This is a genomic window from Sedimentibacter hydroxybenzoicus DSM 7310, assembly GCF_013403245.1.
Classification (GTDB): Bacteria; Bacillota; Clostridia; order Tissierellales; family Sedimentibacteraceae; genus Sedimentibacter; species Sedimentibacter hydroxybenzoicus.
This window is the reverse complement of sequence record NZ_JACBNQ010000034.1, coordinates 1-26,197: the sequence shown is the minus strand read 5'-3', so window position 1 is coordinate 26,197 and position 26,197 is coordinate 1. Positions and strand designations below refer to the sequence as shown.

The 26,197-nt window shown below is 34.5% G+C and carries 28 protein-coding genes; 9 read left to right on the top strand and 19 right to left on the bottom strand.

What is annotated here, in order from left to right; genetic code table 11:
* The first annotated feature begins 358 nt into the window (after nt 1–358).
* On the top strand, nt 359–586 hold the full coding sequence (locus tag HZF24_RS17615; RefSeq protein WP_179239686.1) for a hypothetical protein: 228 nt from the start codon (nt 359–361) through the stop codon (nt 584–586).
* Between the two features lie 93 nt (nt 587–679).
* Here the strand turns inward: HZF24_RS17615 and HZF24_RS17610 are convergent, their stop codons facing one another.
* From HZF24_RS17610 to alaS, 7 genes are all read right to left on the bottom strand, one after another.
* The gene (locus HZF24_RS17610) at nt 680–2,401 is read right to left on the bottom strand and encodes a ribonuclease J (protein ID WP_179239685.1); all 1,722 of its coding nucleotides are present in this window, start codon (nt 2,399–2,401) and stop codon (nt 680–682) included.
* Nucleotides 2,379–2,852: a Fur family transcriptional regulator gene (locus HZF24_RS17605; RefSeq protein WP_179239684.1), complete on the bottom strand. Its 474-nt coding sequence runs from the start codon at nt 2,850–2,852 to the stop codon at nt 2,379–2,381. The genes HZF24_RS17610 and HZF24_RS17605 overlap by 23 nt, the downstream gene beginning before the upstream one ends.
* Nucleotides 2,853–2,873: 21 nt before the next feature.
* On the bottom strand, nt 2,874–3,119 hold the full coding sequence (locus tag HZF24_RS17600) for a DUF1292 domain-containing protein (protein ID WP_179239683.1): 246 nt from the start codon (nt 3,117–3,119) through the stop codon (nt 2,874–2,876).
* Nucleotides 3,120–3,129: 10 nt separating this feature from the next.
* Nucleotides 3,130–3,543 carry a Holliday junction resolvase RuvX gene (ruvX, locus tag HZF24_RS17595; RefSeq protein WP_179239682.1) on the bottom strand — a complete coding sequence of 138 codons (414 nt, stop codon included), beginning with the start codon at nt 3,541–3,543 and terminating at the stop codon, nt 3,130–3,132.
* A 7-nt stretch (nt 3,544–3,550) separates the two neighbouring features.
* Nucleotides 3,551–4,498: an aldo/keto reductase gene (locus tag HZF24_RS17590; protein ID WP_179239681.1), complete on the bottom strand. Its 948-nt coding sequence runs from the start codon at nt 4,496–4,498 to the stop codon at nt 3,551–3,553.
* Nucleotides 4,499–4,567: 69 nt separating this feature from the next.
* Nucleotides 4,568–4,831: an IreB family regulatory phosphoprotein gene (locus HZF24_RS17585; RefSeq protein ID WP_179239680.1), complete on the bottom strand. Its 264-nt coding sequence runs from the start codon at nt 4,829–4,831 to the stop codon at nt 4,568–4,570.
* Between the two features lie 166 nt (nt 4,832–4,997).
* Nucleotides 4,998–7,631 (bottom strand): alanine--tRNA ligase, encoded by a 2,634-nt coding sequence (gene alaS, locus HZF24_RS17580; protein WP_179239679.1) that lies wholly within the window; start codon nt 7,629–7,631, stop codon nt 4,998–5,000.
* Between the two features lie 386 nt (nt 7,632–8,017).
* Between alaS and HZF24_RS17575 the strand changes: the two genes are divergently transcribed.
* The 3 genes from HZF24_RS17575 to HZF24_RS19130 all read left to right on the top strand — a co-directional run bounded on the left by HZF24_RS17575 (nt 8,018) and on the right by HZF24_RS19130 (nt 11,814).
* Nucleotides 8,018–9,793, top strand: coding sequence for an ABC transporter ATP-binding protein (locus HZF24_RS17575; protein ID WP_179239678.1), 1,776 nt, complete (start codon nt 8,018–8,020; stop codon nt 9,791–9,793).
* Nucleotides 9,790–11,580 carry an ABC transporter ATP-binding protein gene (locus tag HZF24_RS17570; protein ID WP_179239677.1) on the top strand — a complete coding sequence of 597 codons (1,791 nt, stop codon included), beginning with the start codon at nt 9,790–9,792 and terminating at the stop codon, nt 11,578–11,580. The genes HZF24_RS17575 and HZF24_RS17570 overlap by 4 nt, the downstream gene beginning before the upstream one ends.
* Nucleotides 11,581–11,724: 144 nt before the next feature.
* Nucleotides 11,725–11,814 (top strand): putative holin-like toxin, encoded by a 90-nt coding sequence (locus HZF24_RS19130; protein WP_246346181.1) that lies wholly within the window; start codon nt 11,725–11,727, stop codon nt 11,812–11,814.
* Nucleotides 11,815–12,003: 189 nt separating this feature from the next.
* Here the strand turns inward: HZF24_RS19130 and HZF24_RS17565 are convergent, their stop codons facing one another.
* From HZF24_RS17565 to HZF24_RS17550, 4 genes are read right to left on the bottom strand one after another with little or no spacing between them, the layout of a single operon-like run.
* Entirely contained in the window at nt 12,004–12,960 is a 957-nt protein-coding gene (locus HZF24_RS17565; RefSeq protein WP_179239676.1) for an ArsR/SmtB family transcription factor, read from the bottom strand.
* 9 nt (nt 12,961–12,969) lie between these two features.
* Nucleotides 12,970–13,779, bottom strand: a complete 810-nt coding sequence (locus HZF24_RS17560; protein ID WP_179239675.1) for an ABC transporter permease — start codon at nt 13,777–13,779, stop codon at nt 12,970–12,972.
* Nucleotides 13,763–14,749: an ABC transporter ATP-binding protein gene (locus tag HZF24_RS17555; protein WP_179239674.1), complete on the bottom strand. Its 987-nt coding sequence runs from the start codon at nt 14,747–14,749 to the stop codon at nt 13,763–13,765. Before HZF24_RS17555 ends, HZF24_RS17560 begins: the two co-directional genes overlap by 17 nt.
* A 9-nt stretch (nt 14,750–14,758) precedes the next feature.
* The gene (locus tag HZF24_RS17550; protein WP_179239673.1) at nt 14,759–15,571 is read right to left on the bottom strand and encodes an ABC transporter permease; all 813 of its coding nucleotides are present in this window, start codon (nt 15,569–15,571) and stop codon (nt 14,759–14,761) included.
* A gap of 188 nt (nt 15,572–15,759) precedes the next feature.
* Here HZF24_RS17550 and HZF24_RS17545 point away from each other — a divergent pair, with 188 nt between their 5' ends.
* The 5 genes from HZF24_RS17545 (at nt 15,760) to HZF24_RS17525 (ending at nt 19,173) form a co-directional block, all read left to right on the top strand.
* Nucleotides 15,760–16,239 carry a hypothetical protein gene (locus HZF24_RS17545; RefSeq protein WP_179239672.1) on the top strand — a complete coding sequence of 160 codons (480 nt, stop codon included), beginning with the start codon at nt 15,760–15,762 and terminating at the stop codon, nt 16,237–16,239.
* 91 nt (nt 16,240–16,330) lie between these two features.
* Entirely contained in the window at nt 16,331–17,014 is a 684-nt protein-coding gene (locus HZF24_RS17540; RefSeq protein ID WP_179239671.1) for a hypothetical protein, read from the top strand.
* A gap of 48 nt (nt 17,015–17,062) precedes the next feature.
* Nucleotides 17,063–17,482 (top strand): hypothetical protein, encoded by a 420-nt coding sequence (locus HZF24_RS17535; protein ID WP_179239670.1) that lies wholly within the window; start codon nt 17,063–17,065, stop codon nt 17,480–17,482.
* A gap of 45 nt (nt 17,483–17,527) precedes the next feature.
* Nucleotides 17,528–18,382, top strand: coding sequence for a YitT family protein (locus tag HZF24_RS17530; protein ID WP_322790757.1), 855 nt, complete (start codon nt 17,528–17,530; stop codon nt 18,380–18,382).
* Nucleotides 18,383–18,465: 83 nt separating this feature from the next.
* Complete coding sequence (locus HZF24_RS17525; protein ID WP_179239669.1) at nt 18,466–19,173, top strand: hypothetical protein; 708 nt, start codon at nt 18,466–18,468, stop codon at nt 19,171–19,173.
* A gap of 118 nt (nt 19,174–19,291) precedes the next feature.
* Here the strand turns inward: HZF24_RS17525 and nifU are convergent, their stop codons facing one another.
* The 8 genes from nifU to aspS form a co-directional block, all read right to left on the bottom strand.
* Nucleotides 19,292–19,720: a Fe-S cluster assembly scaffold protein NifU gene (nifU, locus tag HZF24_RS17520; protein WP_179239668.1), complete on the bottom strand. Its 429-nt coding sequence runs from the start codon at nt 19,718–19,720 to the stop codon at nt 19,292–19,294.
* Nucleotides 19,721–19,741: 21 nt separating this feature from the next.
* Nucleotides 19,742–20,929, bottom strand: coding sequence for a cysteine desulfurase NifS (gene nifS, locus HZF24_RS17515; RefSeq protein ID WP_179239667.1), 1,188 nt, complete (start codon nt 20,927–20,929; stop codon nt 19,742–19,744).
* The gene (locus tag HZF24_RS17510; protein WP_179239666.1) at nt 20,907–21,362 is read right to left on the bottom strand and encodes an RrF2 family transcriptional regulator; all 456 of its coding nucleotides are present in this window, start codon (nt 21,360–21,362) and stop codon (nt 20,907–20,909) included. The genes nifS and HZF24_RS17510 overlap by 23 nt, the downstream gene beginning before the upstream one ends.
* Nucleotides 21,363–21,487: 125 nt before the next feature.
* Nucleotides 21,488–21,745: a putative Se/S carrier-like protein gene (locus tag HZF24_RS17505; RefSeq protein WP_179239665.1), complete on the bottom strand. Its 258-nt coding sequence runs from the start codon at nt 21,743–21,745 to the stop codon at nt 21,488–21,490.
* A gap of 74 nt (nt 21,746–21,819) precedes the next feature.
* On the bottom strand, nt 21,820–22,323 hold the full coding sequence (locus tag HZF24_RS17500) for a hypothetical protein (protein ID WP_179239664.1): 504 nt from the start codon (nt 22,321–22,323) through the stop codon (nt 21,820–21,822).
* A gap of 13 nt (nt 22,324–22,336) precedes the next feature.
* Nucleotides 22,337–23,647, bottom strand: coding sequence for a replication-associated recombination protein A (locus HZF24_RS17495; protein WP_179239663.1), 1,311 nt, complete (start codon nt 23,645–23,647; stop codon nt 22,337–22,339).
* Nucleotides 23,648–23,657: 10 nt separating this feature from the next.
* Nucleotides 23,658–24,071 (bottom strand): SoxR reducing system RseC family protein, encoded by a 414-nt coding sequence (locus HZF24_RS17490; RefSeq protein ID WP_179239662.1) that lies wholly within the window; start codon nt 24,069–24,071, stop codon nt 23,658–23,660.
* An 18-nt stretch (nt 24,072–24,089) separates the two neighbouring features.
* Nucleotides 24,090–25,862 carry an aspartate--tRNA ligase gene (aspS, locus tag HZF24_RS17485; RefSeq protein WP_218835331.1) on the bottom strand — a complete coding sequence of 591 codons (1,773 nt, stop codon included), beginning with the start codon at nt 25,860–25,862 and terminating at the stop codon, nt 24,090–24,092.
* Between the last annotated feature and the right edge of the window lie 335 nt (nt 25,863–26,197).

Sequence of the window (26,197 nt, the reverse complement as noted above, 5' to 3'; positions counted from 1 at the left end):
TATACCTGTTTTTGCCAACCAAAAAAAGCTTTTTCTTTATTTGTTACTTTTTCTTAACTCATGCGTTTGTCGTGGAATATTAACAGTCACCTGACACAAATTGTCATCCTGAGAGCTTCAGCTCGAAGGATCACAAAAGTTCAAAGTCTGAGATTCCTCACTAACATTCGGAATGACAAAAGCGTACAATTTACGTTTATTCACAGAAATGATTGCTGAAATCTAAGCAATAGCAAAAGTTTATAAATACAACATTTTTTTCCACACATAATAAACTAACTTAAACACATAATATTAATGCTTATTACTTGTAAGAGAGGGTTGGTTCTATTGGACTGGAAGATTGGAAAGATTGAACATGAGTAACACTCCGAAGTATAAGATTACAAATGAATTTGATAATGTAAAGGTTAGAAATCAACTGAATGGCAGTTTACAATTTGCCAATGAAATAAGTGGTAGCCCGGAATTAGATATTTTCTCAAAAAGAGAAAATTCAAGATTGGCGGAAAAAAAGATTGTAAACAATAAACCATCTCAATTTGGACCTGTTTTAGGTGTAAACTTTCACATGATTAAAAAATAACGAGTAATAAGCACATAAGCAGCCGGCGAATTTTTCGCCGGCTTGCTTTCTGTAAATAATGCCACCCTTAGATAAAAGAATGGCAATTTTATTTTATACTTCTAATTCTTCCTTAAGTAAATCACATATGCTTGACATATCATCCGGTTTAACTTCCATAATTATAGGAAGTATCATCGGATTTCTTTTAATTTTTTCGTATATGAAGCTGCTTAAAGCATCCTTAATCATCATTTTAATATTGTTCCAATCCTTGATTTTAGTATCCTCACATTTTGACAATGCTTTTCTTATAACTGATTTGGATTCTTCGATTAAATCAATATTTTCTCTTACATATATGAAACCCCTTGAAACAATTTCAGGTCCCGAAATAATTTTACCGCTTCCTCTTTCCGTAACAAGTACAACTATTATCAATCCATTTTCAGCCAATAGCTTTCTGTCTCTCAGAACAATATTTCCTACATCTCCTACTCCAAGACCATCTACAAGAATGTTACCTGACTGAACAGAGCCGTTTATGGCAATTGATTTTGATGTAAGCTCTATAACATCACCATTTTTACCGATTATTGTATTTTTTTCGGGTATTCCCATTTCTTCGGCAAGCTTGGCATGCTGCATCAAATGCCTGTATTCTCCATGAACAGGTATGAAAAATTTTGGTTTTAAGAGTGAAAGCATCAGCTTTAATTCTTCTCTTCTGGCATGACCTGAAACGTGCACTTGAGTTAACGCATCATACAGTACCGTTGCTCCCTTTTCATAAAGCATATTGATTACTCTTGAAACGGTTTTTTCATTACCCGGTATCGGATTAGCAGAAATAATAACTAAGTCACCCTGTTTAATCTGTATCTTTTTATGGTCGCTGTTTGCCATTCTTGTAAGAGCAGACATCGGCTCTCCCTGGCTTCCGGTTGTCATTAAAACAACTTCGCTGTCCTTGTAATCCTTTAAATCATTTATATGAATCAACGTTCCTTCCGGCGCATCCAGGTATCCTAATTCCTGAGACACTTTAACGGCATTAATCATACTCTTGCCTGAAATTGCCACCTTTCTGTTATTAGCCACAGCAGCGTTAATAATCTGCTGCAACCTATGAACATTGGATGCAAATGAAGCAACGATAATTCTTGATTCACAGGTTTTAAAAATATCTAAGAATTTATAACCGATAGTTTTTTCAGATTCGGTAAATCCGGCTCTTTCAACATTCGTGCTGTCCGACATAGCAAGCAGGACGCCTTTTCTGCCACATTCAGCCAGTTTGCCTAAATCCATTACCTCTTCATTTATAGGGGTATAATCAATTTTAAAGTCTCCCGTATGCACAATCATACCTATTGGTGTATCAATAGCGAAGGATACTGCATCGGGAATACTGTGATTACTTCTTATAAAAGTAACCTTGAAACAACCTAAATTAATTGTTTGACCGGCTTCAACTCTGTTTAACTGTGCATCTTCTATTTTATGCTCCAGTAATTTATTTTCTACAAGACCCAAGGTAAGCTTCGTTCCGTATAACGGAACATTTATTTTCTTTAAAAGATATGGTATTGAACCAATATGATCCTCGTGACCGTGTGTCAGACAAATTCCTTTTATCTTATCTTGATTTTTTATTAAATATGTTATATCAGGTATTACTATATCGATACCTAACATTTCATCTTCGGGAAATGACATACCGCAGTCTACGACGATTATGTTTGTTCCATATTCGATAACTGTCATGTTTTTGCCTATTTCCCCAAGTCCGCCCAATGGGATTATTTTTAATTTATGTTTCTTTTCTGTAGCCATTTTCATTCTCCTTATTTCTACATTGACTGCAGATACCTGTGAACTTGACTACGTGATTTAATATCTCAAAATTGTATTGTTTTTCTATAATTTCTTCCAATGAGTTCATTAGATCTTCCTTGACCTCAATAATGTCTCCGCATATTTTGCATAATAAATGATGATGCTGATGAATTTCATTGCTGTCTTCAGCCATTATTTCATATCTTGAACATCCATCATCAAAATTATGCTTATAAACTAAGCCAATTTCTTCAAAAAGTTGAAGTGTTCTATAAATGGTAGCAATCCCCATATTAGGGTTCTTATCCTTTATCAGGTCATAAACTTCCTCAGTACTTAAATGCTTATCTTTATTCTCCGCAAGAATTTCATATACTAAATTCCTTTGGATTGTAGATTTATAACCGTTATTGGTAAGAACATTATTTAAGTAGTCTGATTTGTCCATAACTTCACCCCCAAAAATGATTTAAATTAAATCATCCGCAATTCCTTCATAAACTTCCATTACTTCTCTGATTTCTTCTTCATCTTCAACTTTAATCAATATTCCGTTACCGTCATCAGATTCTTCCACATAATATATCATACCTTCATCAGAATTTATTTGGTGAAGAACCGCATACATGTTGTCATCCAAATGAAAAGTTGCCTCTATAACAAGCTTTTCGACTTTTCCCTCATCATTAATTAATTCTATTATGTTGTCTTCCATGCTCTGCTCCTTATTTAATTCTTTGCATATATCCTGATAAGATATGAACTGCGGCCAATTTGTCTATTACTTCTTTTCTTTTTTTTCTTTTTACATCGGCATCAATCAACATTCTTTCGGATATTGATGTGGTGAAACGTTCATCCTCAAGCTCAATAGGTAAATCAACGTGTTTTTTGAGCTTTTCTAAAAAGCTGAGGACCTTTTCACCCTGAATACCAACCGATCCGTTAAGCATTTTGGGAAGTCCCGCAACAATTTTAGTAACCTTGTACTCGTCGATTATTTTCTTAAGCTCGTTAATATCGTTCTTAATATTTGTTCTTTTAATTGTAGTCACCCCTTGTGCGGTAATCATCAGCAAATCACTGACTGCAACTCCAATCGTTCTGTCACCTACATCAAGACCCATCAATCTGTCCATAAATACCTCATACAATTTTGATAAAAAAATCCGTACATTCACTTGCGCAATAACTGCATAAAACGCATTTGTTCATATCAACAACACATTTGCCATCAATGATTGTCAATGCATTTTGCCTGCACTTATTTGCACATTTTCCGCAACCAATACACCACTCTTCTACTATTAGAGTGCGTTTTTGATTTCTTATTTTATTTTTTATATTAATATTTAACTCATTGCTTTCTAAATAACATATGTTTGCATCAATTTCTTCAATTGTGCTCATACCTACTGCTATGGCATCTATTGCGGAAATCCCGTTAACAAAATTAAAGGATTCTTGTGCATCAGTTATAAGATGCCCTCCACCGTAAATTTTCATAGCCATAATAAATTTGTTTTGTTCTTTTGCTTTTTTAATTGCATCGAGCATATCATTTACAGTGCCATCCTGAATGCCGATACCATTTTTGTTAATAAGCGGAAATACAAATTCTATTTCCTTAAATTTAATCGAATCTCTGACTGCTGCCACACGATGTGTCGATATTCCGAAATGTTTAATAACACCTTGTTCCTTATACTTCATAAAGCGTTCAACTGCTTCATAATGACCTAAAAAGTTATTGCCGTTTTCTTGCTCGTGCAGCATAAATACATCCAGATAATCTGTGTTTAATTCCTTCAAAGCTTTATTGACACTATATTCTGCAGTATCCTTGTCGTAAGCATAGCTTTTTGTAGCTATTGTTAGTGTTTCCCTGTCTTTGTCTTTTATGAATTCTTTTAATATATTATAGTTGTCATACAGCTCTGCCGTATCAAAAAAGTTTATTCCTTTTTTATAAGCGTAATTCAATAGCCTTACTTTATTATCCAATGAATCGGAATTTTGCAAACCACTTAACGATAAAGTTCCGTAGCATAATTTTGATACTTGTCTATTTTCAAAAAAATTTATATATTTCATTTTTCACTCAATTAGTTAAGCTTCAAAGCATTAAAGCAGTATATGTACATATACTGCTTTATCTTTCACCTAAAGGTCTATTACATCTAAATAGACGCTTAATAATTCTTCTAACAGTTCGTCTCTTTCTATTTTTCTTATTAAACTTCTTGCATTGTTATGATTCGTAATATACGTCGGATCTCCGGATAATATATATCCTATGAGCTGGTTGTTAGGATTGTATCCTTTTTCTTTCAGTGACTCATAAACCTGAGATATAATTTCCCTTGCTTCATTTAATGATTCTAATTTGTAATCAAACTTTGCAGTATTATTTACATTACTATCCATAAAAACCACCTCTATACATCTTACATTGTACTATAATTAATTTTAAAAATCAATATGCATTTTATTATTCCTATGGATAACGCATATTATACGTTTCTTGTCATTCCGGGCGTCAGCGAGGAATCCTACCTATGGTCTTAAACATTTGGAATTCGGTGCGAATGCCCTAACCTATCATCTTTTTTACTGCCTCAATTGCATCGTTTATCTTTTCAGGATTCTTACCGCCTGCCTGAGCAAAATCCGGTCTTCCTCCTCCTCCGCCTCCGGTAATTGAAGCTGCTTCCTTTACCATATTTCCTGCGTGGATTCCTTTTTGAACCAAATCCTTAGTTACCGCAGAAACAAACAACACCTTATCACCAAGGTCAGAAGCCAATAAGACAGCGCAGCTTTCATTTTTATCCTTAATCTTATCAGCAATTTCTCTTAACGAGTTAGCATCCTTGTCTTTTAGGCTTATGGCAAATAGCTTCACTCCGTTAATTACTTCAAAATCATTGAGCATATTGCCAAGGCTTTGCTTAAGTAATTCGTTGTTCAGCTTCTGTATTTCTTTATCTTTTTCTTTTAATTCTTTTTTGATTGCACTTGCTTTTACTACGCATTCATCGATTGAAGATTTAAAAGCATGAGACAATTCATCTGCGACATCAGAAAGGCGATTAAAATAATTAATTGCTTCTCTTCCCGTGATTGCTTCAATTCTTCTGACACCGGAAGCAATGCTTCCTTCTGATACTATTTTGAACATACCTATCTTAGCCGTTTCATCAATATGAGTACCTCCGCAAAGCTCCTTGCTGAAATCTCCCACACTTATAACTCTTACAACATCATCGTATTTTTCATCGAACAATGCTACAGCGCCTGATTTAATAGCCTCGTCAATATTCAATATGTCAGTATAAACAGTATAGTCAGAAAGAATAGCCTCGTTAACTCTTCTTTCAATTTCTTTTAATGTTTCCGGTGTAACCGCTTCAAAATGAGTGTAGTCAAATCTGAATCTGTCATATGCTACCAAAGAGCCTGCCTGATTTACATGGTCTCCCAGCATTTCCTTAAGAACCTTGTGAAGCAAATGGGTACACGTATGGTTTTTAGCCGTATTTCTTCTTTGATCGGCATTAACTGCTGCAGTTACTTTGTCTCCTACGGAAATACTTCCTTTTTCCATGGTTACTTCATGAAGATGAACAATTTTATTGAATTTCTTTGTATCTACAACAGTTGCTTCACCTTCGTTTGTAGAAATTTTTCCCGAATCTCCCAACTGACCTCCACTTTCAGCATAGAAAGGAGTTTTATTTAAAACCATAATACCAGACTGACCTTCATTAATAGTATTAACCTGTTCTGAATCAACTATTATAGTCAATACCTCTGCATCATCTTCTGTTAAGCTTTCATATCCCGTGAACAATGTCTTAGGTACATCTATGTTGAAATTTTCATCTTTCCAGCCTGAGTTTCCCGTCTTAAGTCTTGCTTCTCTCGCCATTTTTCTGTGTTCTTCCATAATAGTAGCAAAAGCACTTTTGTCAAGTTCAAATCCATTTTCACTCAGAATTTCTTCTGTCAATTCAACGGGGAATCCATAAGTGTCATAAAGTTTAAATGCATCCTCACCATCAAGAACCTTTTTATTAGAATCCTTTAACATCTGGATTTTCTTCATTAAAAGCTCAAGTCCCTGATCAATAGTAATCTTGAACCTTTCTTCCTCTAAGCTTACAACCTTTAATATATAACTTTCCTTTTCCGCTAATTCAGGATAAGCTTCCTTCCATTCATCTATTACAACTTTGACTGTCTTAGTTAAAAATTCATTATGTATCCCAAGAGATTTTCCCTGTCTTATTGCTCTACGGATTAAACGTCTCAAAACATATCCCCTGCCCTCATTAGAAGGAATAACACCATCACCGATCATAAATGTTGCTGCTCTTGAATGGTCGCAGATTATTTTCATGGATATATCGCTTTTCTTTTGGCTACCGTAAGGCATTCCCGAAATTTCTTCAACCTTTTTAACTATAAAAATTAACGGTTCAACATCAAAAACAGTCGGCTTATCCTGCAATACTGTAGCAACTCTTTCCAGTCCCATTCCCGTATCAATATTTGGATTTGGCAGCGGATGATAAACTCCGTTTTCATCCTTATCAAACTGTGTGAAAACCAAGTTCCAGATTTCTATGTATCTGTTGCAATCACAGCCCGGTTTACAATCAGGCGAACCACATCCTCTGTCATCACCCGTATCGTAATATATTTCAGAGCAAGGTCCAGAAGGTCCCACTTCCAATTCCCAGAAATTATCTTCTTTACCTAATCTGACTATTCTTTCTCTTGGCACACCCACATTATTATGCCACAAATCAGCAGCTTCATCATCATCCAGATAAACAGTAACCCAAAGTCTGTTTGCGTCTATTTTAAGCACATCTGTCAAGAGCTCCCATGCCCATTCAATTGCTTCCTTTTTGAAGTAGTCTCCAAAGGAGAAATTTCCAAGCATTTCAAAAAAAGTCAAATGTCTCGCTGTTAATCCAACATTGTCTATATCTCCGGTTCTTACACATTTTTGACAGGTTGCCATTCTTTTTGCCGGTGGTGTTTCTGCCCCTGTAAAATATTTCTTTAAAGGTGCCATACCTGCACCAATTAACAACAAACTCTTATCATTTTTAGGAATCAAAGAAAAGCTTTGCTCCGTTAAATGCTCCTTACTCTTAAAAAAGTTTAAATACTCTTTTCTTATATTGTTTATCGAAAATCTATCTAATTTATCCATATATAAGATTATTCCTCCGTTTCATAGTATGCGCTCTTATGTACTTTATTATGAAATTATAATGTATTCTTTCCCATATTGTCAACTATGTTTAAAAAAAGATAATTACTGCTATTCTATACGATTATAGCTGTCTAATCTTTTTAACGCTTTTAATATTAAAACCGTCTTTCATTTTTATTATTTAAATTAGTTGCCAATATCAATACAGATGATATAATAGAATTGTTACAATTACTAAAAATATCAGCATAATAAAAACACGATGAAATCGTTCGCCTGCCATGAAATAAAAAATGTTAAACATATATTAATGAAAGGAAATATGATTATTGATGACTTTGTCATCAAGATAATTATGATTATTAAAATCATATATAAACTAAATGAAAAACTTTTCAGAATATATTCATATTATAAATAAATACTCCCCTAAAGAGTCAGTTTTAATAACTACAATTTTTATATTAAGTGGTTTTTGTCCCATTGTTACAATAATATTTGTTACAGATTTTATAAATTTAGCTTTTTATAGTGCAGGCATGGGAACTATAAATTCTAAAATTTATTTTGATGTGGCGGCAATCATTCTGTTGTATGGATACAATCTTATGCTGCCTGCATTTCAGAAATTGATATCTGAAAAAGCAAAAATTAATATCAGAAAAAAATATAAAAGCATATTGCTTGAAAAATGCTCTAAATTAGAATACTACTATCTGGAGAATGCAGAATCATGGAACTTAATTTCAAGGGTACTGGATAAGCCTGAAAATATTATTGTGGGCAATTATACTGCCATGAATCAGATATTTGCAACCTCTATATCTGTAATAGGCTTAATTTCAATAATTATTGCACAAGCATGGTGGGCAGCAATCATAATTGTTGTAAGCTGCGTTCCGCTTTTTTATCTTTCAATAAAAAGCGGAAAGGCTAACTACAAGGCTAAAATTGATTCTTCAGAACTTGAACGAAAATGTGAATATTACAGCGAAATCCTTTCAGACAGAGAAAATGTTGACGAAAGAAGTATCTTTGGCTTCACAGAGATGGTTAATTCAGAATACCGTAAAATTTACAACAAGGCATTTAAAATTAAAGTCAGTACACGTTTTAAATGGTTTATTAAAACCAAGCTAGGCGGTGTATTCACAGCTTTAGCAGCACTGATTGTAATAGTCGCATTATTGAATCCCTTACTTGCAGGCTCCATAAGCATGGGAATGTTTATCTCTCTTGTAAATGCCATTCTTTCACTTAAAAGTAATTTATCCTGGGGCTTAAGCTTTCAGATTGATACCATTACAAGCGGTATTGAGTACATGAAGGACATTAAAAATTTTATGAGCTATGAAGAAAGACTGCACGCATTGGATACTCCTGTAGTGCAGGATAAAATTACAAGCATTGAGTTTAAAAGTGTAAGCTTCAGCTATCCCGGAACAGATACTCAGATACTTAAAAATGTATCCTTTTTATTGGAAGGCGGAAAGCAATATGCCTTGGTCGGACCGAATGGTGTGGGAAAGACTACAATAATAAAGTTACTGACAGGTCTTTATACAAATTATGACGGTGAAATTCTAATAAACGGAAAGGAATTAAGAAAATACAGCTTCAATGAAATCAAGGGATTCTTTTCTGCTGTATATCAGGACTTTTCAAGGCATGAGTTTACATTTAAGGAGAACATTGCAATAGGAAACATAGAAATGATGAATACTTCTTACATTGATGAAGCTGTAGATAAAGCCATAAGTCAGATTGAACTTGAAAGCCTTATTGAAAATCTACCATACGGTCTTAATACCAATTTAGGTAAAATCCATAAGGATGGTATAGATTTATCGGGCGGAGAATGGCAGAGAGTTGCTCTGGCGAGAGCAATAATATCAAGGTCACCTGTAAGAATTCTGGATGAACCTACAGCATCATTGGACCCGATTAATGAAAATAGAATTTATGAACTGTTCAGTAAAATAAGCCACGATATAATGACTATTTTAATAAGCCATAGATTGGCATCAACAAAAATAGCAGATGAAATTCTTGTTTTCAACGAAGGAAAATTGGTTGAAAAAGGAGATTTTGAGTCACTTATGAATTTAAAGGGACATTACTGTCAAATGTTTGAACAACAAAGGAGCTGGTATCAATGAATCAGGAAAAAATGTCATACTTTAAGGTTGCAACAAGAATTCTTGCCGCTTCCTTTAAAGCTGCCCCGCTGTGGATAATAGCCGACAGTATGGGAATGATACTGTCTTCCTCAAGTTATGTGCTTATAGTACATGCGTTACAGAATATGTTTGATACAATAACTCACGCAATACAAAACGGCGCAAATTTTACCAGTCTGTTAATAACCATATTTATCACAGTTGCGGTATTGATTTTCAACGAATTAATGAATGCAGTATGCAATTTTTTAGCCGGCCCCACAGCTTTAAGAATCAGAGGTGCATACAGAGAAAAAATACATAAAAAAGTCAGCAAGCTTACGGCTCTTGATTTTGAAAATGCAGAAACTCTTGATTGTATTCAGAAGGCCAAGGAGGGTGCCGACAATGGTATTCAATTGTATCATTCCGTTTCAACCCTGCTTACATTTTATGGACCGTACTTTGTTATTATGGCTATTTATTTTTATAATCTACGTCCTGTCCTTGTATGGAGTATTTTCCTGATGTTTGTTCCGCTGCTTATCTCACAGATAGTTAAAGAAAAGGTATATACAAAGCTGATAGATGAATCTGCTCCAATTGAACGAAAGGTTAATTATTATGAAAATGAAATGTACAAAAAGGAATATATTAAGGAAACCAGATTGCTTGGTATTTATTCGTTTATACGAAGCAAGTATGAAAAAGAGCTCAAATTGTTTTGTTCAAAGCGCTGGGACTCTGTAAAAAAGGTGCAGATGATAGAAATAGGACTTCGTGCATTGACGTTGATGGGATACTTCGGAGTTATAGTGCTTTTCGTTTCCTCCTTGATAAATGGGTACATTACAATCGGAGCATTCGCAGCGGTTTTTTCATCCGTTAACATTATGATTTCATTTATGGATGATGCCGTAAGCAATTATTTAGGAGATATGCTGGGCATTTACGGCTCACTCAGGAGCCTTGTACATTTTCTTGATCTTCCCGAGGAAGACGGAGTCGATGATGATATTAATTATTCAGAAGGCATTAATATCTCAAATGTATCCTTTAAATATCCCAACAGCAATATTTACGCTTTAGAAAATATATCACTGCATATAAGTGACGGTGAAACAATTGCTGTTGTAGGTGAAAACGGCGCGGGAAAAACAACTTTAGTAAAAATTATATCAGGTATATTAATGCCGACTTCAGGTGATATCCTGATAAACGATGCTTCAATATCATCATATTCTAAAAAAAGCAGATTCAAGTATGTATCAGGTATAGTACAGAAATTTGGAAAATATAAAATGCTGCTTAAGGATAATGTTCACCTATCTTATCCCGACAATCCAATTGATGAGGAAAAAGTTAAACTGGCATTGTATTCTGCTGATTTCAACTTAGACAGTGAAAAGATAACAAGCGGATTAAGCACCATGCTTTCAAGGGATTTCGGAGGATTAGATTTATCCGGCGGAGAATGGCAAAGAATTGCCCTTGCAAGAGGAATTTACAAAAATTCCAAGTTTATAATACTTGATGAACCAACCTCTGCAATAGATCCCATAGAAGAATCCTTGATTTATAAAAAGTTCAGAGACATAGCAAAGGATAAAATAGCAATAATTGTAACACACAGATTGGGAGCAACTCAAATTGCTGACAGAATAGTTGTTCTTGACAACGGGAAAATAGTTGAAACAGGAACACACGAACAGCTTTTAAACAGCGGCGGAAAATACTCTGTTATGTTTAAAACTCAGGCTAAATGGTATTCAGATATGAAAACATAAAATATATAAAAACATAAATCAACCCTTGGATTATTTTTAGACAGCGTTATATTTTTTATTGAAATATATGTAATATTATGGTATAATTTTACAAGGAATTGCCACAACGGATATGCGGTTGCTCCCTCAAAGGGAGGAGATAATATGGTTACATATGAAGCATTAATGTGTATATTCACATTCGGTGTTTTAATAGTATCAATTATCGCCTTATCGAAAGATAAGTTGAAGTAGATTTATACATAAAAGGGAAACCTGGGTATAAAAAAACTCAACCGCATCTAAGTCTTCCGGACTTTCGGTTGAGTTTTTAACCAAACATTCGGGAGCTAACCGTCTATTCGGCAGTTCCTTTATTTGTATTTAACATAACATAAAATACGGTATATGTCAAGAATTTTCCATACAATTCCATAATTCAACTCACCGCATAATAAATTCATATAATTTATACGGGATGTAATCGATAGCGTCTTTGTTTATGCTGTACATCATAAAATTTCCCTGTCTTTTCTTTTCAATCAGTCTTGCTTTGCAAAGAACCTTTAAATGCTTTGATATGCCTGCTTCAGTCAAATTAAGGCTCAAAGCTAAGCCCTGTGTTGATTCTGCTCCCGTCTTCATCTCGCGTAATATTCTGAGGCGAGTTCCGTCGCCAAGAGCTTTTAACAAATCAACTAAATCATCAGGAACGGCTTCATTTTTTTCTTCCAAGGAAACAAGCATGGTCAGATACAATATTCCTTTGTCCCCGTGCATCAAAAGATGAGGGCTGATAAATGTGCTGGCTGTTATTACTACCTTGTTCAGTTTATTTAAATCAAAACTGTAGTCCTTGTTCTTGTGAAAAATTATTTTATTTTCATTTATCTCTAAGCGTTCATGTATTTTACCCATGCTCTCAAGTAGTCCCTCTTCCATGAACATATTTATTTTTCTCTTTATGGTATGAATAAGAAAGGGCTGCAGAAAATTTATCTCATTATAAAAAAATGCTTCGTAATAGTTTTTCATGATTTCAATAATATTATTTTTTTCTTTCCAGCCGATACTCTTATCATATAATTTATATACCTCATTCCATTGTTGAAGGCTCAGCTTTTCAATTTCTGCCAACGCATCCGGAACACAGAGGTCCCTGTACGGACTCAGGTTGGAAAAATCCATAGGTATGAGCCAGTCTCCCGTAATTCGTCCGTATTTTTTTATATTATGCAAAAGCTCATCCGGTATTTTATCTGACAACTCCTCCATCCATTTTCTTCTGTCCAGATGGTGCTCGGGCACAGAAATAACGTGCATTGAAGCAAGCATCTCAAATATGGGAGAAAAAACAAATTCAGCCTTTAATTCATTTTCACACAAAAAACCTACATTCATGCTGCTCTCCTAAAAAAGAGTTATATTTCCCGTTATGCGCATATGACTTTCCACTCTCTTTATTATTACAGAAATTAAAGCAAACAGTACTACGGTAATCCCAATTCCGATTACTGCAAACTCTCTTATTTCATAAAGTGAGCTTCCAGTGAGCACCACTCTTCTGACCGCCTCAATAGCATACGTCAAGGGAAAAATTATGCTGATTGCTTTTGCCCACAACGGAAACAATGCTGTAGGAACCTTAACACCCGAAAATATTTCCATAGGCTCTTCCAATATGGTAAATAAAAAATCCGAATCCCTTGAAAACAGAAAAAGAGAGTTAAGGAACATCCCCCATGCCACAGCCATCGCTGTCACAATAAAGAATACGGTTATACACGGCAGAATTTTTATAATCAAAACCTCGACCTTCATTACAATCACAAGAAGCGAAAAAATCAGCATTACAAATACACTTTCAAACAGAGAGGATACGGCATTTCCTAAAAGCACAGCCGCTCTGTTAACCGGTGAAAGGTAAATAAGCTCCAACGTTCCGCTGATTCGTTCAAAAGAAAAGTTCCATGCGGATTGAACCAGTGATCTGAAAAAACTCATGCACATATATCCTAACAACAAATATACTACCATATTTTCTGCCGTAATGTAAGCTATTTTGCTTTTTCCAATATCAAATACCTTAAAGCTGTAATACGTTGTTATGAAATTTAAAAAGGGCCATACAAACAAGGATACATATATCATTTTGCTGTGAAAATAATTTTTATGCTGCTTTATCATTTCAGCGGCAAGAGCTTTAATAAACGGCCTCATGATGAACCTCCCTTGAAAGTCGAATTATAGCATCCTCAAGATGCGGTTCCTTTTCGTACATTTCCCGTATGTACAAGCCGGCTTCCATACACGCCCTCGATAACTCCATGGATATATTTTCCCTGCTGTTGATGTATATTGCATCATTTTCATCCTTTACCTCAACTGTTGCATCAACGACTTTCAGCTTGTCACAAATGCATTCTGTAATTTCCTTGCTGTGCTTATCCAATCTAAGGACATAATTTTTTCTGTTAAAGGTTTCTGTAGTAAGCTCTTTGACAGTACCCTTCTTTATTAATACACCATCGTTCATTATATAAATATAGTCACACAGCTCCTCTATTTCTCCCATATAATGAGAGGTTATGAGTATACCTTTGTTTTGCTCCTTTGCAAGGTGCTTGATGTGGCTTCTAAGCTCCTTGGACACAACCGCATCCAGTCCTATTGTGGGCTCGTCAAGGAATAAATATTGAGGGTCGTTTATTAATCCACGAGCTATCTGTAATCTTTGCTTCATACCCTTGGAGAAAGTTTCAACAGGCACGTCCTTTTTATTCTCAAGCCCTACCAGCTTAAGTAATGTATCGATTCTTTCCTTAAGTACATTGTTTGAAACATTGTATATTTGTCCGTAATACCACAGATTTTCATAAGCCGTAAGTCGCCAGTATATCATCCTCTCACCGCCTGCAATCATATTAATCCTCTTCTTTATTTCAACAGGATATTTCACCCCATCTATATCGTCTAAAAAATAGCTCCCCTCTGTTGGTGACAATAATGTGGTCAGCATTTTTATGGTGGTCGTTTTTCCGGCGCCGTTTATACCCAGAAGTCCTACAATTTTTCCTTTTTCTATCTGCAGGGATATATCTCTGACCGCCTGAATCTCCTGTTTTTCTCTGAATAATCCCTTTCCTTGCTTAACTATGTATGTTTTCTTCAAATGCTCCGCTATAATCATGTCCTGCTCCTATCCGTTTATTTTTTCAAGTGCAATTTCTTCGCACCTTTTCATTTGCATAAATCCAACAACAACGTATGCCGTGCTCAGCAGCAAAATATACTGCACCGATTGCATCTGTTCACTTATCCCGCTGCCTGACAAAAGTGTGACTCGTATAAGATTAACCGCTTCTGTAACAGGTATAACTTCCGCAATAACCCTGAGCCATTCAGGCAGGTACTGAACCGGAAAAGAAATACCGCACACTAAGAACAAAAATGCAAACAGTGTGTTTTGAGATATATAAGTATCCCTCGTATACAACATTATACTTCCAAGCACCATGGACACTCCGAAAAATGCATAAAGTGATACTATAAATGCAATCAGGAAAGCTCCCATGTCCGCACGGCTCAAATCTATACCAAAGGGTATTGCAATAATGAGAGAAACTATTATTTCCGCAGATGTGGTCAAAGTTTGTACAAGCATGCTGCCAAGAAAGTATTCTGCTCTCTTGAACGGTGCAAGCATCAGACTCTCAAGAGTTCCTTCCCTTAATTCCGTAATAAGGCTTCTGCTTACGTTGAGGCATGTCCTTACGACGAACAAGTACGTCAGGCTTCCCACCACAACGTAGCTTATATAATCTCCCGTTCCTGTAATTTCACTAAAATCCTGTGCCATGTTTCCCTCAAACAAAAACTTCCACATCATCCACGCACCAAGCACGGTATATAATCCGGTCAGCGTGTTTCCCACAAAGAAATGCGCCGGATACGCCCTGTACTTTATCATCAGCTCCTTTTTCATTGTTCCGTATAAAACCTTCAGATTCATTCCATCCTCCATTCCGTCATTTTGATTAACCGTTTGGTTAATCAAATGCATTTGTCTTAAATTCACGCGTATTATACGGATGGAGAATGGTGTTGTCAATGATTAATGCAGAAAAATTGCTTTATTACTTTAAGCAAATATAGTAAAATTTACTCTTGAGCTGTATATATTAATAGGGAGAATAAGGTATGGAGTTTGATAAAATATTATATGAATATTATATAAATAAATCTTATGATAAATTGTTTTTTTATTATTTAGGGTATTTAGTTATATTACTGCTATTTGGTATATTATCTATTTGGGTAATTAAAAAAATAGGTGAAAATGAAAAATCATCTGTATATGTATATCCTGCATTTATATTTATTATGGGGCTTCCTTTATTCATTTTTATTTCTGATTTTAATTATAAGATTATTTTAAGTTTCAGCTTATATTTTTTATATAGTTTTTGCGGAAAGAAAAACTTTATAAAATTATACAATATGTTAAGTCAGAAAAATAAATATTACGGCCTTTTATCAATAATTGCAGTCCATATGCCATTAGTAATATTATTGTTAATTCAAATATATAGCACAAACAACATTGTTAATGTGTCAGCATATATAATCATTGTATTTTTATCTGTTATACTCTTATTCATCAATAAGAAGATACAATAAAGATAAATATTTCTGTTTATTGCAAATTTATAGAAATTATAAGTGTTATTTGATATAATGATGGTATATATTCATAAGGGAGAATGTAAGTATGAAATTTGAAAATACGGAAGTGTTTAATTTTGAAGGTGCGTTAAGAGGATTGAGAAATCCTAAGGATAGCTGGCATTTATCCGATAGCCGATATATACATGATGATAATTATGATAAACTTTTTTATGAAATAGGTAAGAATGATTTGAACTTGGCTCAAAGAATGATTAAGGGCGGAAGTACACATTCAAAATATATGAGACAGATATTTGTCAGTGTTGATATAACGGCTCCCCGATATTGGTGGTCCGAATTTGATACATATAAAATAGGGACAACTGCAAACAGCAGCTCAACTATGCACAAATTAACAGCTTATCCGATGAATCCGGAAATGTTTGAATCTGACGGAATAAAAGAATTAACAGAAGGTGACACCGATGATAATAACCTAAATTTAACGATAAATGAATGGTGGGAAAATACAATTGAATTATTGGAAAAAATAAGAACCAAAGGAAAAGAAACCAAGCATTTTAAGTATAAACGAATTATGAAACAAATGTTACCGGAAGGCTTTTTTCAGAAAAGAACGGTTACTTTAAATTATGCAAGCATCAGACACATGGCAGCCAGCAGAAGTCATCATCAATTGATCGAATGGAATACAGACTTTATAAACTGGGCTAAATCCTTGCCTTATGCCGATGAATTGATTTTTTATGAATTGAAATATGAATAAAGACATTTTTCATACTGCAAAAAATACAATAATTATCGGGGTGTAAAAATGGATAAATTCCATAAGTATTTTAGGAATATTTTAAGGGGACTACTTTTAATATCCGTTATTTCAATAATAATATCACCTGTTAAAATCCTTTATCCGGATGCGCGTATATCAACCCCGGATATAAATAAGCCGGAAAGAAAAACAATCGAATACAGATTCAAAGCAATTAATATGCTGCCTTTCGGTTCGATTAATTTTAATGTGCAATTTACGAAAACAAATCCCGAGCATCCATATTATAGTATAGTGCCTGATTACAACTCAGATACATCCATTACTATTGCTCCGGGAGAAATAAAAACCTTCAGCCATAAGGTCGATATTACTACCGATGATAACAGATTAATCAACTCATTGTATCAAAGTATCAAGGTCAAAGTAACATATAAAAAAATTGAAGAGTGGAAATTTAAGTGAGTTTAGTCTATAATAAATATATATGAATTAAATGACATTGCAGAGGTGATTAAAATTAACAAACAAATATTAAAAGAGTATTTTTTTATAGCTATTGGCTCATTTTTAGTAGCCTTTGGTATATATTATTTCATGGTTCCGGAAAACTTAGCTACAGGAGGAGTATCAGGGCTTTCAATTGTTTTAAACAATTATATAAGCATACCCATTTCCTTTATAAACTTTTTTCTGAATTTCATATTGTTTATATTGGGATTTATTTTCTTAGGCAAGGAATTCGGCGGAAAAACAATCTTTTCGGTAATATTTTTATCGTTATTTATGTATCTTATGGAAACATTTTTTCCTGTATCTGCGCCTATAACAGATGAAATATTACTGAATTTAATGTGCGGAATAGTTATAATGGCCATAGGACTTTCCATAGTATTTAATCAAAATGCGTCAACGGGGGGCACAGACATTATTGCCAAAATATTAAATAAATATTTTAATATGGACATCGGCAAGGGCTTGATGGCAGCCGATGTAATAGTAGTTGCATTAGCCTTCTTTACTTATGGTATACAAACAGGTATAGTGGGGGCATTTGGATGGTTTTTAAACGGAGTGGTTGTAAATTATTTCCTCGACGGTTTTTCAGTTAAAAATGAGGTGGTTATCATTTCCAAAAAACATAACGAAATAAAGAAATACATTTTTGAAAGACTGGACAGAGGTGTAACCTTGTACAAGGCGGAAGGCGGCTACACAAATGAAGAAAAGGATATAATAGTAACAATACTTGACAGAAGGGAATACTACATATTAAAAAAACAGCTCAAAACAATAGATCCCAATGTATTTGTAACAGTCAGAACGGTACAAGAAGTTTATGGCTTTGGGTTCTCAAAATTTTAATGGCTGGACCATTTTTAACGGAACAAATTGTGTCAAAATACGTCTTATATTAAAATCCATATATTAGTATTGATGGAGGTATTATGATTAAAATTAAACTTTGCTTATTATTAATCATCATAATCGCCTTAACCGGCTGTAATGGTGAAGAGCGAAATATTGTCCCGGACTCTTCAATCCAAAACAAGGAAGATAATGAAATAAAAGAGCCTGAAACAAAAGAAGAAACGGAACACATAGAGCAAGAGCCTGTTAAAGATGGTTTTAAAAGAGGTAAAGTATATCCAACAACAATGTATGACCTAACACTCGACTATGTATCAGATCCGAATCTATATAACGAAGAAGCTGAAAAATATAAAATAGTCGTTGATGTTTTCAATAATTGGTATCAAATGGATGTCCATAACTTCCTTGAACATTTAGAAAATGAAGAAGGACTAATCGGCCGTATGAATGGATTTACACTTAACATAGTCTCCAAAGATTTTATAATGGATGAAACAATTAAAAGTGTAATAGATGATAAAACTCCAGAGCTTGACTGGGATCCATTTTTTGGTTTTTTTGATAATTCTTTGACTGTCACAAGTGGTACTACTAAAAAGGGACTTCCTTACATCCAATATGTGCCTGACCAAATCAAAGAAGGTGAAAAAGCTGAATATTGGCATTTTGTCCGTGCAAGTGATGAAATTGTTATTGAATTTCATACGATTTTAGATTGGGATGATCGTGATGAAATGGACTATATCTTAAACTCTATTTTTTTAACCGAAAGAGACAGTTAACATTCATATGATGCAGTATAAAATGAGCTAATTTTAATTTAGTGTCAGTTGGCTTATAATGCAAGTGAAAATAAGTAAGCGGAGTCAAGATTTAATCTTTTCTCCGCTTTTGGTTTGTTTAGTGGCAATGGATGTCGTCGTCATCTATTGGTTCGTAGTTTTCGAGACCTTTGATTACCTTTCCTGTTTTTTGTGCATAATCGAAAAGTGCTGATTTTACTGCCTGCTCTGCCAGTACTGAGCAATGAACCTTTACGGGAGGAAGTCCTCCAAGCGCTTCTACAACTGCTTTGTTTGTCAGTTCAACAGCTTCGTTTATGCTTTTACCCTTTATGAGCTCTGTCGCCATACTTGATGAAGCTATGGCAGAGCCGCAGCCAAAGGTTTCGAATTTAACATCTTCTATTGTTTCGTCATTAATTTTTAAGTAAATTTTCATTATATCTCCGCATTTGGGGTTACCTACCTGACCTACACCATCTGCGTTTTCCATTGAACCTACATTTCTGGGATTTCTGAAATGGTCCATTACTGCTTCTGTATACATAATCTTCCTCCGATTGATAGTTTATTTTTTATATAAATCTTCGTCATTTTTTATTGGTGACATCATTCTCAGTCTTTCTACTATGCCCTTCATTGTCTGGACTACAAAGCTGATGTCTTCTTCAGTTGTTTCTTCACCTATTGTAAAACGGATAGAGCCGTGAGCTGTTCCGTGATCAAGTCCTGTGGCTAAAAGCACGTGTGACGGATCCAGTGATCCGGATGTACATGCCGAGCCGCTTGATGCTGATATACCATCCATATCAAGCAGTAAAAGAATTGATTCTCCTTCTACATATTTGTATGAGAAGTTAACATTGTTAGGCAATCTCATTGTAGGATGACCGTTAAGTATTACATCAGGTATATTATTTTTTATTCCTTCAATGAATTTATTTCTTAATGATGTAAGTTTTTTAACATGAGCATCAAAATCCTTGCTTGCCAACTCAACTGCTTTGGCAAAGCCCACGATATTCTGAACACCTTCCGTTCCCGCTCTTTTTCCTCTTTCCTGACCACCGCCGTGGATTAGATTATCTATCTTAACGCCTTTTCTTATGAACATACCGCCTATGCCCTTCGGTCCGCCTAATTTGTGAGCTGACATTGACAGCAAATCTATATGTTGCTTCTTAACATCTATTTTTACTGCTCCCATTGCCTGTACTGCATCTACATGGAGCAAAACACCGTGTTCCTTGGCGATTTCACCGATTTGTTCAATAGGCTGGATAGTTCCTATTTCATTGTTGGCAAACATTATTGAAATAAGCATGGTTTCGGGAGTTATTGCTTCCTTTAGCTGCTCTAAATCTATCATACCGTATTTATCTACATCTAAATAAGTAGTTTTAACGCCGAATTTTTCTAAGTACTCGCAGGTATGAAGAACTGCATGATGCTCTATTTTAGTAGTAATGATATGATTTTTTCCTTTATTGAAATTAGCAAACGCAACACCCTTTAATGCCCAGTTATCCGATTCTGAGCCTCCGGCTGTAAAGTAAATTTCTTTTTCATCAGCATTAATAAAATCAGCAACAATTTTCCTTGCATTATCTATTGCCTCTTTTGATCTTCTTCCTAATTCGTACAATTGTGATGATGGATTTCCGTACTTTTCATCAAAATATTTAAGCATTTCATCTATTACTTCTTTTTTAACCCTTGTGGTTGCAGCATTGTCAAGATAAAATTTCTTGCTCATCTTTCTCCTCCGTTAAATCGATTAAATTTGTTTTACGTTCCTCGTACATGTCAGCTAAAGTTATATTATCAATAACATTGTTAATACTGTTCTCTATTTTTTCCAAAATCACTCTTGTGGCACAAATAGATTCTCTGGAACAGACCTCCTTACTGATGCATTCTGAAGTAGTAATATCTCCCTCTAATGTTCTAAGTATCATTCCTACAGTTATTTCATCGGGCTTCCGCGCTAAAAAATATCCGCCTTGCGGACCCCTTACAGTATCTATATATCCACCTTTTCTCAACTTAGCAAAAAGCTGTTCTAAATAACTTTCGGAAATATCATATTTTTCCGCTATTTTTTTAAGAGAAACAGGTCCTGAACCATAATTCAGTGCAAGTTCAAATATTGCTTTTAATCCATATCTGCCCTTTGTTGATAAAATCATAATCTGTCTCCTCTCATCATAATTCCCACTAACTTGGTAGGGTATAATTAATTATATTATACCCTACTATTCTTGTCAACATTAAATATGAAAAAAGCACAAGAGATTTTCTTGTGCTTAATCTATTACGGCAGCATTTTATACATAGTCTTGCCATCCTTTTTAATTTCCATAAATACATTATCAACGGGAACCTTCATGCATTCCTTCATTACAATATTGTAGGTGTTTTCTCCGTATGCCCTGATACAAAGGTCACACTCACTCTTAATGCTGAAAGGAGTTTGTGTAAGGTAAATATTTCTCACTCCATACCCCTGCAATTTATTAAATACCGCTACGGCATAATTTCCATGCTTGAAAGTTATAATATAAAGTTCCATTTTGAATCCTCCTCTACGCATTGCTTACTATATTTTATTAAAAAAAATATATAAGGTTACAAAGGAGGATAGGGCTAATTCAAATATCGATGTTCTTCTTCGTTATCATATATGCTGAATTCTTCTTTTAGATTTTCTAAATTGTATTCATAATCATTTTCTGAAATTATATTGCTGTACAATAAGGTATCGAGTTTATTTTTATGATCTTCAAAAATAAATATTTCTTTACATGGCCATATTATATTTTCTTTTTTGCTGTCGCTAGTCTTTAAAACCGAAATTAACATTTCATTTTCATTTAAGTCCTCTACCGAACCCATTAAATTAAACTTACTGACTTTTATATTGTTTTTTTCAAATATGTTTCTTAATGCTTTTATAAACAAGTAATGCTCTTTTTTTATTTCATAGGAAACGTCCTCGCTCAACATATTTTCCGTTAAATCCTTGTTGTAAAACTCAACGTTCAAATCGTACTTTTTATTTTGATCTAATAAATCGAATTTAATCTTTTTATTTATTTTCTCTTCAATATTTATATCTTTTATATCTGTGTTATATAACTTAAAATCCATATTATTACCCCCTTTAGCTTTGCAGGTATTCTAAAAACTTTTTAATTTTACTTTCATACCCGGATTCCTTAGGTTCATAGAAATTAATATTCTTTATCGACTCAGGAAGATAATTTTGTTTTACATAAAACTTATTGTAGTCATGAGGATACTTATAGCTTAATCCTCTGCCGAGCTTTTCCGCTCCACTGTAGCTTTTGTCCCTTAAATGAATGGGAACCTCCAATGAGCTTTTTTCCACTGCATCATAGGCCTTATCTATTGCTATAATTGATGCGTTGCTTTTCGGTGCACATGCAACGTATATAGCAGCCTGCGCCAAAATAATTCTGCCTTCCGGAAAACCTATTATTTCTACCGCATGAAATGCGCTGACGGCTAACTGCAAAGCCCTCGGATCGGCATTACCAACATCTTCCGATGCACATATTATTATTCTTCGTGCAATAAATTTTGGGTCTTCTCCACCTTTTATCATTTTAGCAAGCCAAAATACAGCAGCGTCAGGGTCGGAACCCCTCATGCTCTTTATGAAGGCTGAAATGGTATCATAATGATTGTCGCCTACTTTATCATATTCGATCTTTTTTCTTTGAATGCATTCAGAGGCAACATTTATGTCAATTTTTATTGTTCCGTCCTTTTCATCGGTGGTCTCAACACCTAATTCCAGCGCACTCAATGCTTTTCTTACGTCACCGTTTGAATTGTTGACTATTAAATCTATTGCTTCTTCGTCTATTTCTACATTTTTATTTCCATAGCCACTGTCCTTATCGGATATTGCCTTTTTCATCACATCTTTAATATGCTTATCGTCTATTTTCTTAAATTCAAAAACCAACGAACGGGAAATTAAAGCCTGATTCACTTCAAAATAAGGATTTTCGGTTGTGGCACCAATCAGTATGATTGTACCGTTTTCTACATATGGTAAAAGGGCATCTTGCTGAGCTTTATTAAATCTATGAATTTCATCTATAAAAAGAATCGTTCTTTTATTATATAATGATAATTCATCAACTGCAAAGCTTATTTTTTCCTTTATATCCTTTATGCCGCTGGTCACAGCGTTTAAAGTGGTAAAATTATTGTTTGTATTTTCTGCAATTATTCTGGCTAATGTTGTTTTGCCCGTTCCGGGAGGACCATAAAAAATAGCGGAAGAAAGCTTGTCAGCTTTTATTGCTCTGTTTAATATTTTTCCTTCTCCCACAATATGCTCCTGACCTACAAAATCATAAAGCGTCTTAGGCCTCATGCGCTGTGCGAGAGGCCCTGATTTCTTTATTCTATTTTCATATTGCATTTCAAATATATTCATTGCTTATCCCTTATAGTTTTTTGCCTATGGTAAACTTAAGAACATTTTTCTTCATTTCTCTTCTATCGTAAGCTTTCAGTATAAAATATGAAAAAACTAAAGACAATAATGCTGAAACAGCTGAGATCATATCCTTATTCGGACTATTTGAAAGAAGCTGCACAATGCCGATTACACCCATCATAATTAACAGAGGTACTCCGTATAAAACTAATATATGCTTCATCATTACTTCATTCTCCGTTGTTACTTCAACATAATCGCCTACTTCATATTCTCCTGCTATATCGGTTTCGATTGTCACACTTTTTTGATTGCAGGATGAACCACAGCTTTTGCAGTTGTCTCCACATGCTGATACTCTCTTAACTGATACAATCGCTTTATCTCCATTTATTTGTTCTATTTTCCCAATTTGATCCATTATACTCTTCCTTTCTTATTACTCGGTAACTTCTATGCCAAGCTCCTTTAATTGCTTTTCGGTAGCATGAGTTGGTGCTTCTGTCATTAAACATGTAGCACTTTGAGTTTTAGGAAATGCTATTACGTCTCTTATGTTATCACTTTCTGTGAGCAGCATCATAAAACGGTCCAAACCGTATGCAATTCCACCGTGAGGAGGAACACCATACTTGAATGCTTCAAGTAAGAATCCGAATTTTTCATTTGCTTCCTCGTCTGTAAAGCCAAGTGCTCTGAACATCCTGTTTTGTAAAGCTCGGTTAGTTATACGAATGCTTCCTCCGCCTATCTCATCGCCATTTATTACTATATCGTAAGCTTTAGCTCTCACCCCTTGAGGATTTGTTTCTAACTTGTCAATATCTTCATCAACCGGAGCTGTAAACGGGTGATGCTTTGCTACATATCTTTCTTCCTCATCATCATATTCAAACAATGGGAAATCAGTTATCCAAACTAATTCATACTTGCTTTCATCTATAAGGTTTTTATCATGAGCTATTTCAATTCTTAATGCACCAAGAGCCGTATTAACAACTGATTCCTTATCTGCAACAATAAACACGATATCTTTTTCTTTTAGCTCAAGAGCTGAAATTATTTGATTTTGTTCATCTTCGCTTAAAAATTTAGCTATTGGTGAGTCAATTGCTCCGTTTTCATATTTCATCCATGCCAAGCCTTTAGCGCCGTATGTTTTTACAAACTTTTCAAGCTTGGAAATTCCTTTTTTTGAGAAATCATCGGATGATGAATCTATTTTAACACATTTTATTACACCTTTTGAATCATATGTTGATTTAAAAGCATTAAATTCAGAATTTTTAAATATTTCAGTAATATTAGCAAGCTCGTATCCAAAACGTAAGTCAGGTTTATCCGAGCCGTATTTGTCCATTGCCGTCTGGTACGACATACGCTTGATGGGAAGCTCTATATCTACATTCTTAACCTCTTTAAATATTTTCTGAATAAGATTTTCATTTATAGAAATAACATCCTCTACATCAACAAATGACATTTCAATATCAACCTGTGTAAATTCCGGCTGTCTGTTTGCTCTCAGATCCTCATCTCTGAAGCATCTTACTATTTGAAAATATCTGTTCATGCCCGAAACCATCAATAGCTGCTTAAACAACTGCGGTGACTGCGGCAATGCGTAAAACTTGCCGGGATTAACCCTGCTTGGCACTAGATAGTCCCTTGCCCCTTCCGGTGTCGGTTTTGTCAAAAATGGTGTTTCTATTTCATTAAAATTATTTTCATATAAGAAATCTCTTATAACCTTCGATGTCTTGCTTCTCAGAATGAGATTATTCTGCATATGAGGTTTTCTTAAATCAAGAAATCTGTATTTTAAACGCATCTGCTCAGAAACGTCATCGTCATCCTTTATATAAATCGGAGGGGTTTCGGCAGTATCCAATATTTTAAGCTCTTCAATATATACTTCTATTTCTCCGGTAGCCATTTCAAGATTCTTGGATTCTCTTTCTAAAACCTTTCCTCTTACGGCAATAACAAATTCACTTCTCAGACCTTCTGCTTTTTCAAAGCTTTCTTTATTTACTTCAGTGTCAAACACAATTTGAATCAGGCCGGTTATATCTCTCAAGTCTGCAAATATAAGTCCGCCTAAGCTCCTTCTTTTCTGAACCCATCCCATCAGCACAACTTCTTTGCCTATATCATTCTTGCTTAATTCTCCGCACATATTTGTTCTTCTTAAATCTCCCATTGTTTCCATAATATCCTCCGCAATTAAATAAAAATAACTCATCCCTGTGCTTAGGGACGAGTTTAACCCGCGTTGCCACCCTACTTGGACTATATAGTCCCTCTCGATTGTTTTTGCTTTATTTGAGGTGTCTTTCATCACAAGTTAATAACAGCTCTCATCGTCCCTGTCTTGCTTTGATTAATACAATTATGATTACTCTTCCCCAAGCAATATATATGTTTAAATTAACATAATGAAAGTCATTTGTCAATAGTTTTTGGAAACAATAACACGACAAACGCATGAATGAGTTTCACAATTAAACTATTGAAAGATTAAATTTAAAAAAATATGATCCAGTT

Bases quoted from the DNA above. Each gene is read 5' to 3' on its own strand.
- HZF24_RS17615 (WP_179239686.1), top strand. From the start codon at position 359: ATGAGTAACACTCCGAAGTATAAGATTACAAATGAATTTGATAATGTA.
- HZF24_RS17610 (WP_179239685.1), bottom strand. From the start codon at position 2,401: ATGGCTACAGAAAAGAAACATAAATTAAAAATAATCCCATTGGGCGGA.
- HZF24_RS17605 (WP_179239684.1), bottom strand. From the start codon at position 2,852: ATGGACAAATCAGACTACTTAAATAATGTTCTTACCAATAACGGTTAT.
- HZF24_RS17600 (WP_179239683.1), bottom strand. From the start codon at position 3,119: ATGGAAGACAACATAATAGAATTAATTAATGATGAGGGAAAAGTCGAA.
- ruvX (WP_179239682.1), bottom strand. From the start codon at position 3,543: ATGGACAGATTGATGGGTCTTGATGTAGGTGACAGAACGATTGGAGTT.
- HZF24_RS17590 (WP_179239681.1), bottom strand. From the start codon at position 4,498: ATGAAATATATAAATTTTTTTGAAAATAGACAAGTATCAAAATTATGC.
- HZF24_RS17585 (WP_179239680.1), bottom strand. From the start codon at position 4,831: ATGGATAGTAATGTAAATAATACTGCAAAGTTTGATTACAAATTAGAA.
- alaS (WP_179239679.1), bottom strand. From the start codon at position 7,631: ATGGATAAATTAGATAGATTTTCGATAAACAATATAAGAAAAGAGTAT.
- HZF24_RS17575 (WP_179239678.1), top strand. From the start codon at position 8,018: ATGAAAAACTTTTCAGAATATATTCATATTATAAATAAATACTCCCCT.
- HZF24_RS17570 (WP_179239677.1), top strand. From the start codon at position 9,790: ATGAATCAGGAAAAAATGTCATACTTTAAGGTTGCAACAAGAATTCTT.
- HZF24_RS19130 (WP_246346181.1), top strand. From the start codon at position 11,725: ATGGTTACATATGAAGCATTAATGTGTATATTCACATTCGGTGTTTTA.
- HZF24_RS17565 (WP_179239676.1), bottom strand. From the start codon at position 12,960: ATGAATGTAGGTTTTTTGTGTGAAAATGAATTAAAGGCTGAATTTGTT.
- HZF24_RS17560 (WP_179239675.1), bottom strand. From the start codon at position 13,779: ATGAGGCCGTTTATTAAAGCTCTTGCCGCTGAAATGATAAAGCAGCAT.
- HZF24_RS17555 (WP_179239674.1), bottom strand. From the start codon at position 14,749: ATGATTATAGCGGAGCATTTGAAGAAAACATACATAGTTAAGCAAGGA.
- HZF24_RS17550 (WP_179239673.1), bottom strand. From the start codon at position 15,571: ATGAATCTGAAGGTTTTATACGGAACAATGAAAAAGGAGCTGATGATA.
- HZF24_RS17545 (WP_179239672.1), top strand. From the start codon at position 15,760: ATGGAGTTTGATAAAATATTATATGAATATTATATAAATAAATCTTAT.
- HZF24_RS17540 (WP_179239671.1), top strand. From the start codon at position 16,331: ATGAAATTTGAAAATACGGAAGTGTTTAATTTTGAAGGTGCGTTAAGA.
- HZF24_RS17535 (WP_179239670.1), top strand. From the start codon at position 17,063: ATGGATAAATTCCATAAGTATTTTAGGAATATTTTAAGGGGACTACTT.
- HZF24_RS17525 (WP_179239669.1), top strand. From the start codon at position 18,466: ATGATTAAAATTAAACTTTGCTTATTATTAATCATCATAATCGCCTTA.
- nifU (WP_179239668.1), bottom strand. From the start codon at position 19,720: ATGTATACAGAAGCAGTAATGGACCATTTCAGAAATCCCAGAAATGTA.
- nifS (WP_179239667.1), bottom strand. From the start codon at position 20,929: ATGAGCAAGAAATTTTATCTTGACAATGCTGCAACCACAAGGGTTAAA.
- HZF24_RS17510 (WP_179239666.1), bottom strand. From the start codon at position 21,362: ATGATTTTATCAACAAAGGGCAGATATGGATTAAAAGCAATATTTGAA.
- HZF24_RS17505 (WP_179239665.1), bottom strand. From the start codon at position 21,745: ATGGAACTTTATATTATAACTTTCAAGCATGGAAATTATGCCGTAGCG.
- HZF24_RS17500 (WP_179239664.1), bottom strand. From the start codon at position 22,323: ATGGATTTTAAGTTATATAACACAGATATAAAAGATATAAATATTGAA.
- HZF24_RS17495 (WP_179239663.1), bottom strand. From the start codon at position 23,647: ATGAATATATTTGAAATGCAATATGAAAATAGAATAAAGAAATCAGGG.
- HZF24_RS17490 (WP_179239662.1), bottom strand. From the start codon at position 24,071: ATGGATCAAATTGGGAAAATAGAACAAATAAATGGAGATAAAGCGATT.
- aspS (WP_218835331.1), bottom strand. From the start codon at position 25,862: ATGGAAACAATGGGAGATTTAAGAAGAACAAATATGTGCGGAGAATTA.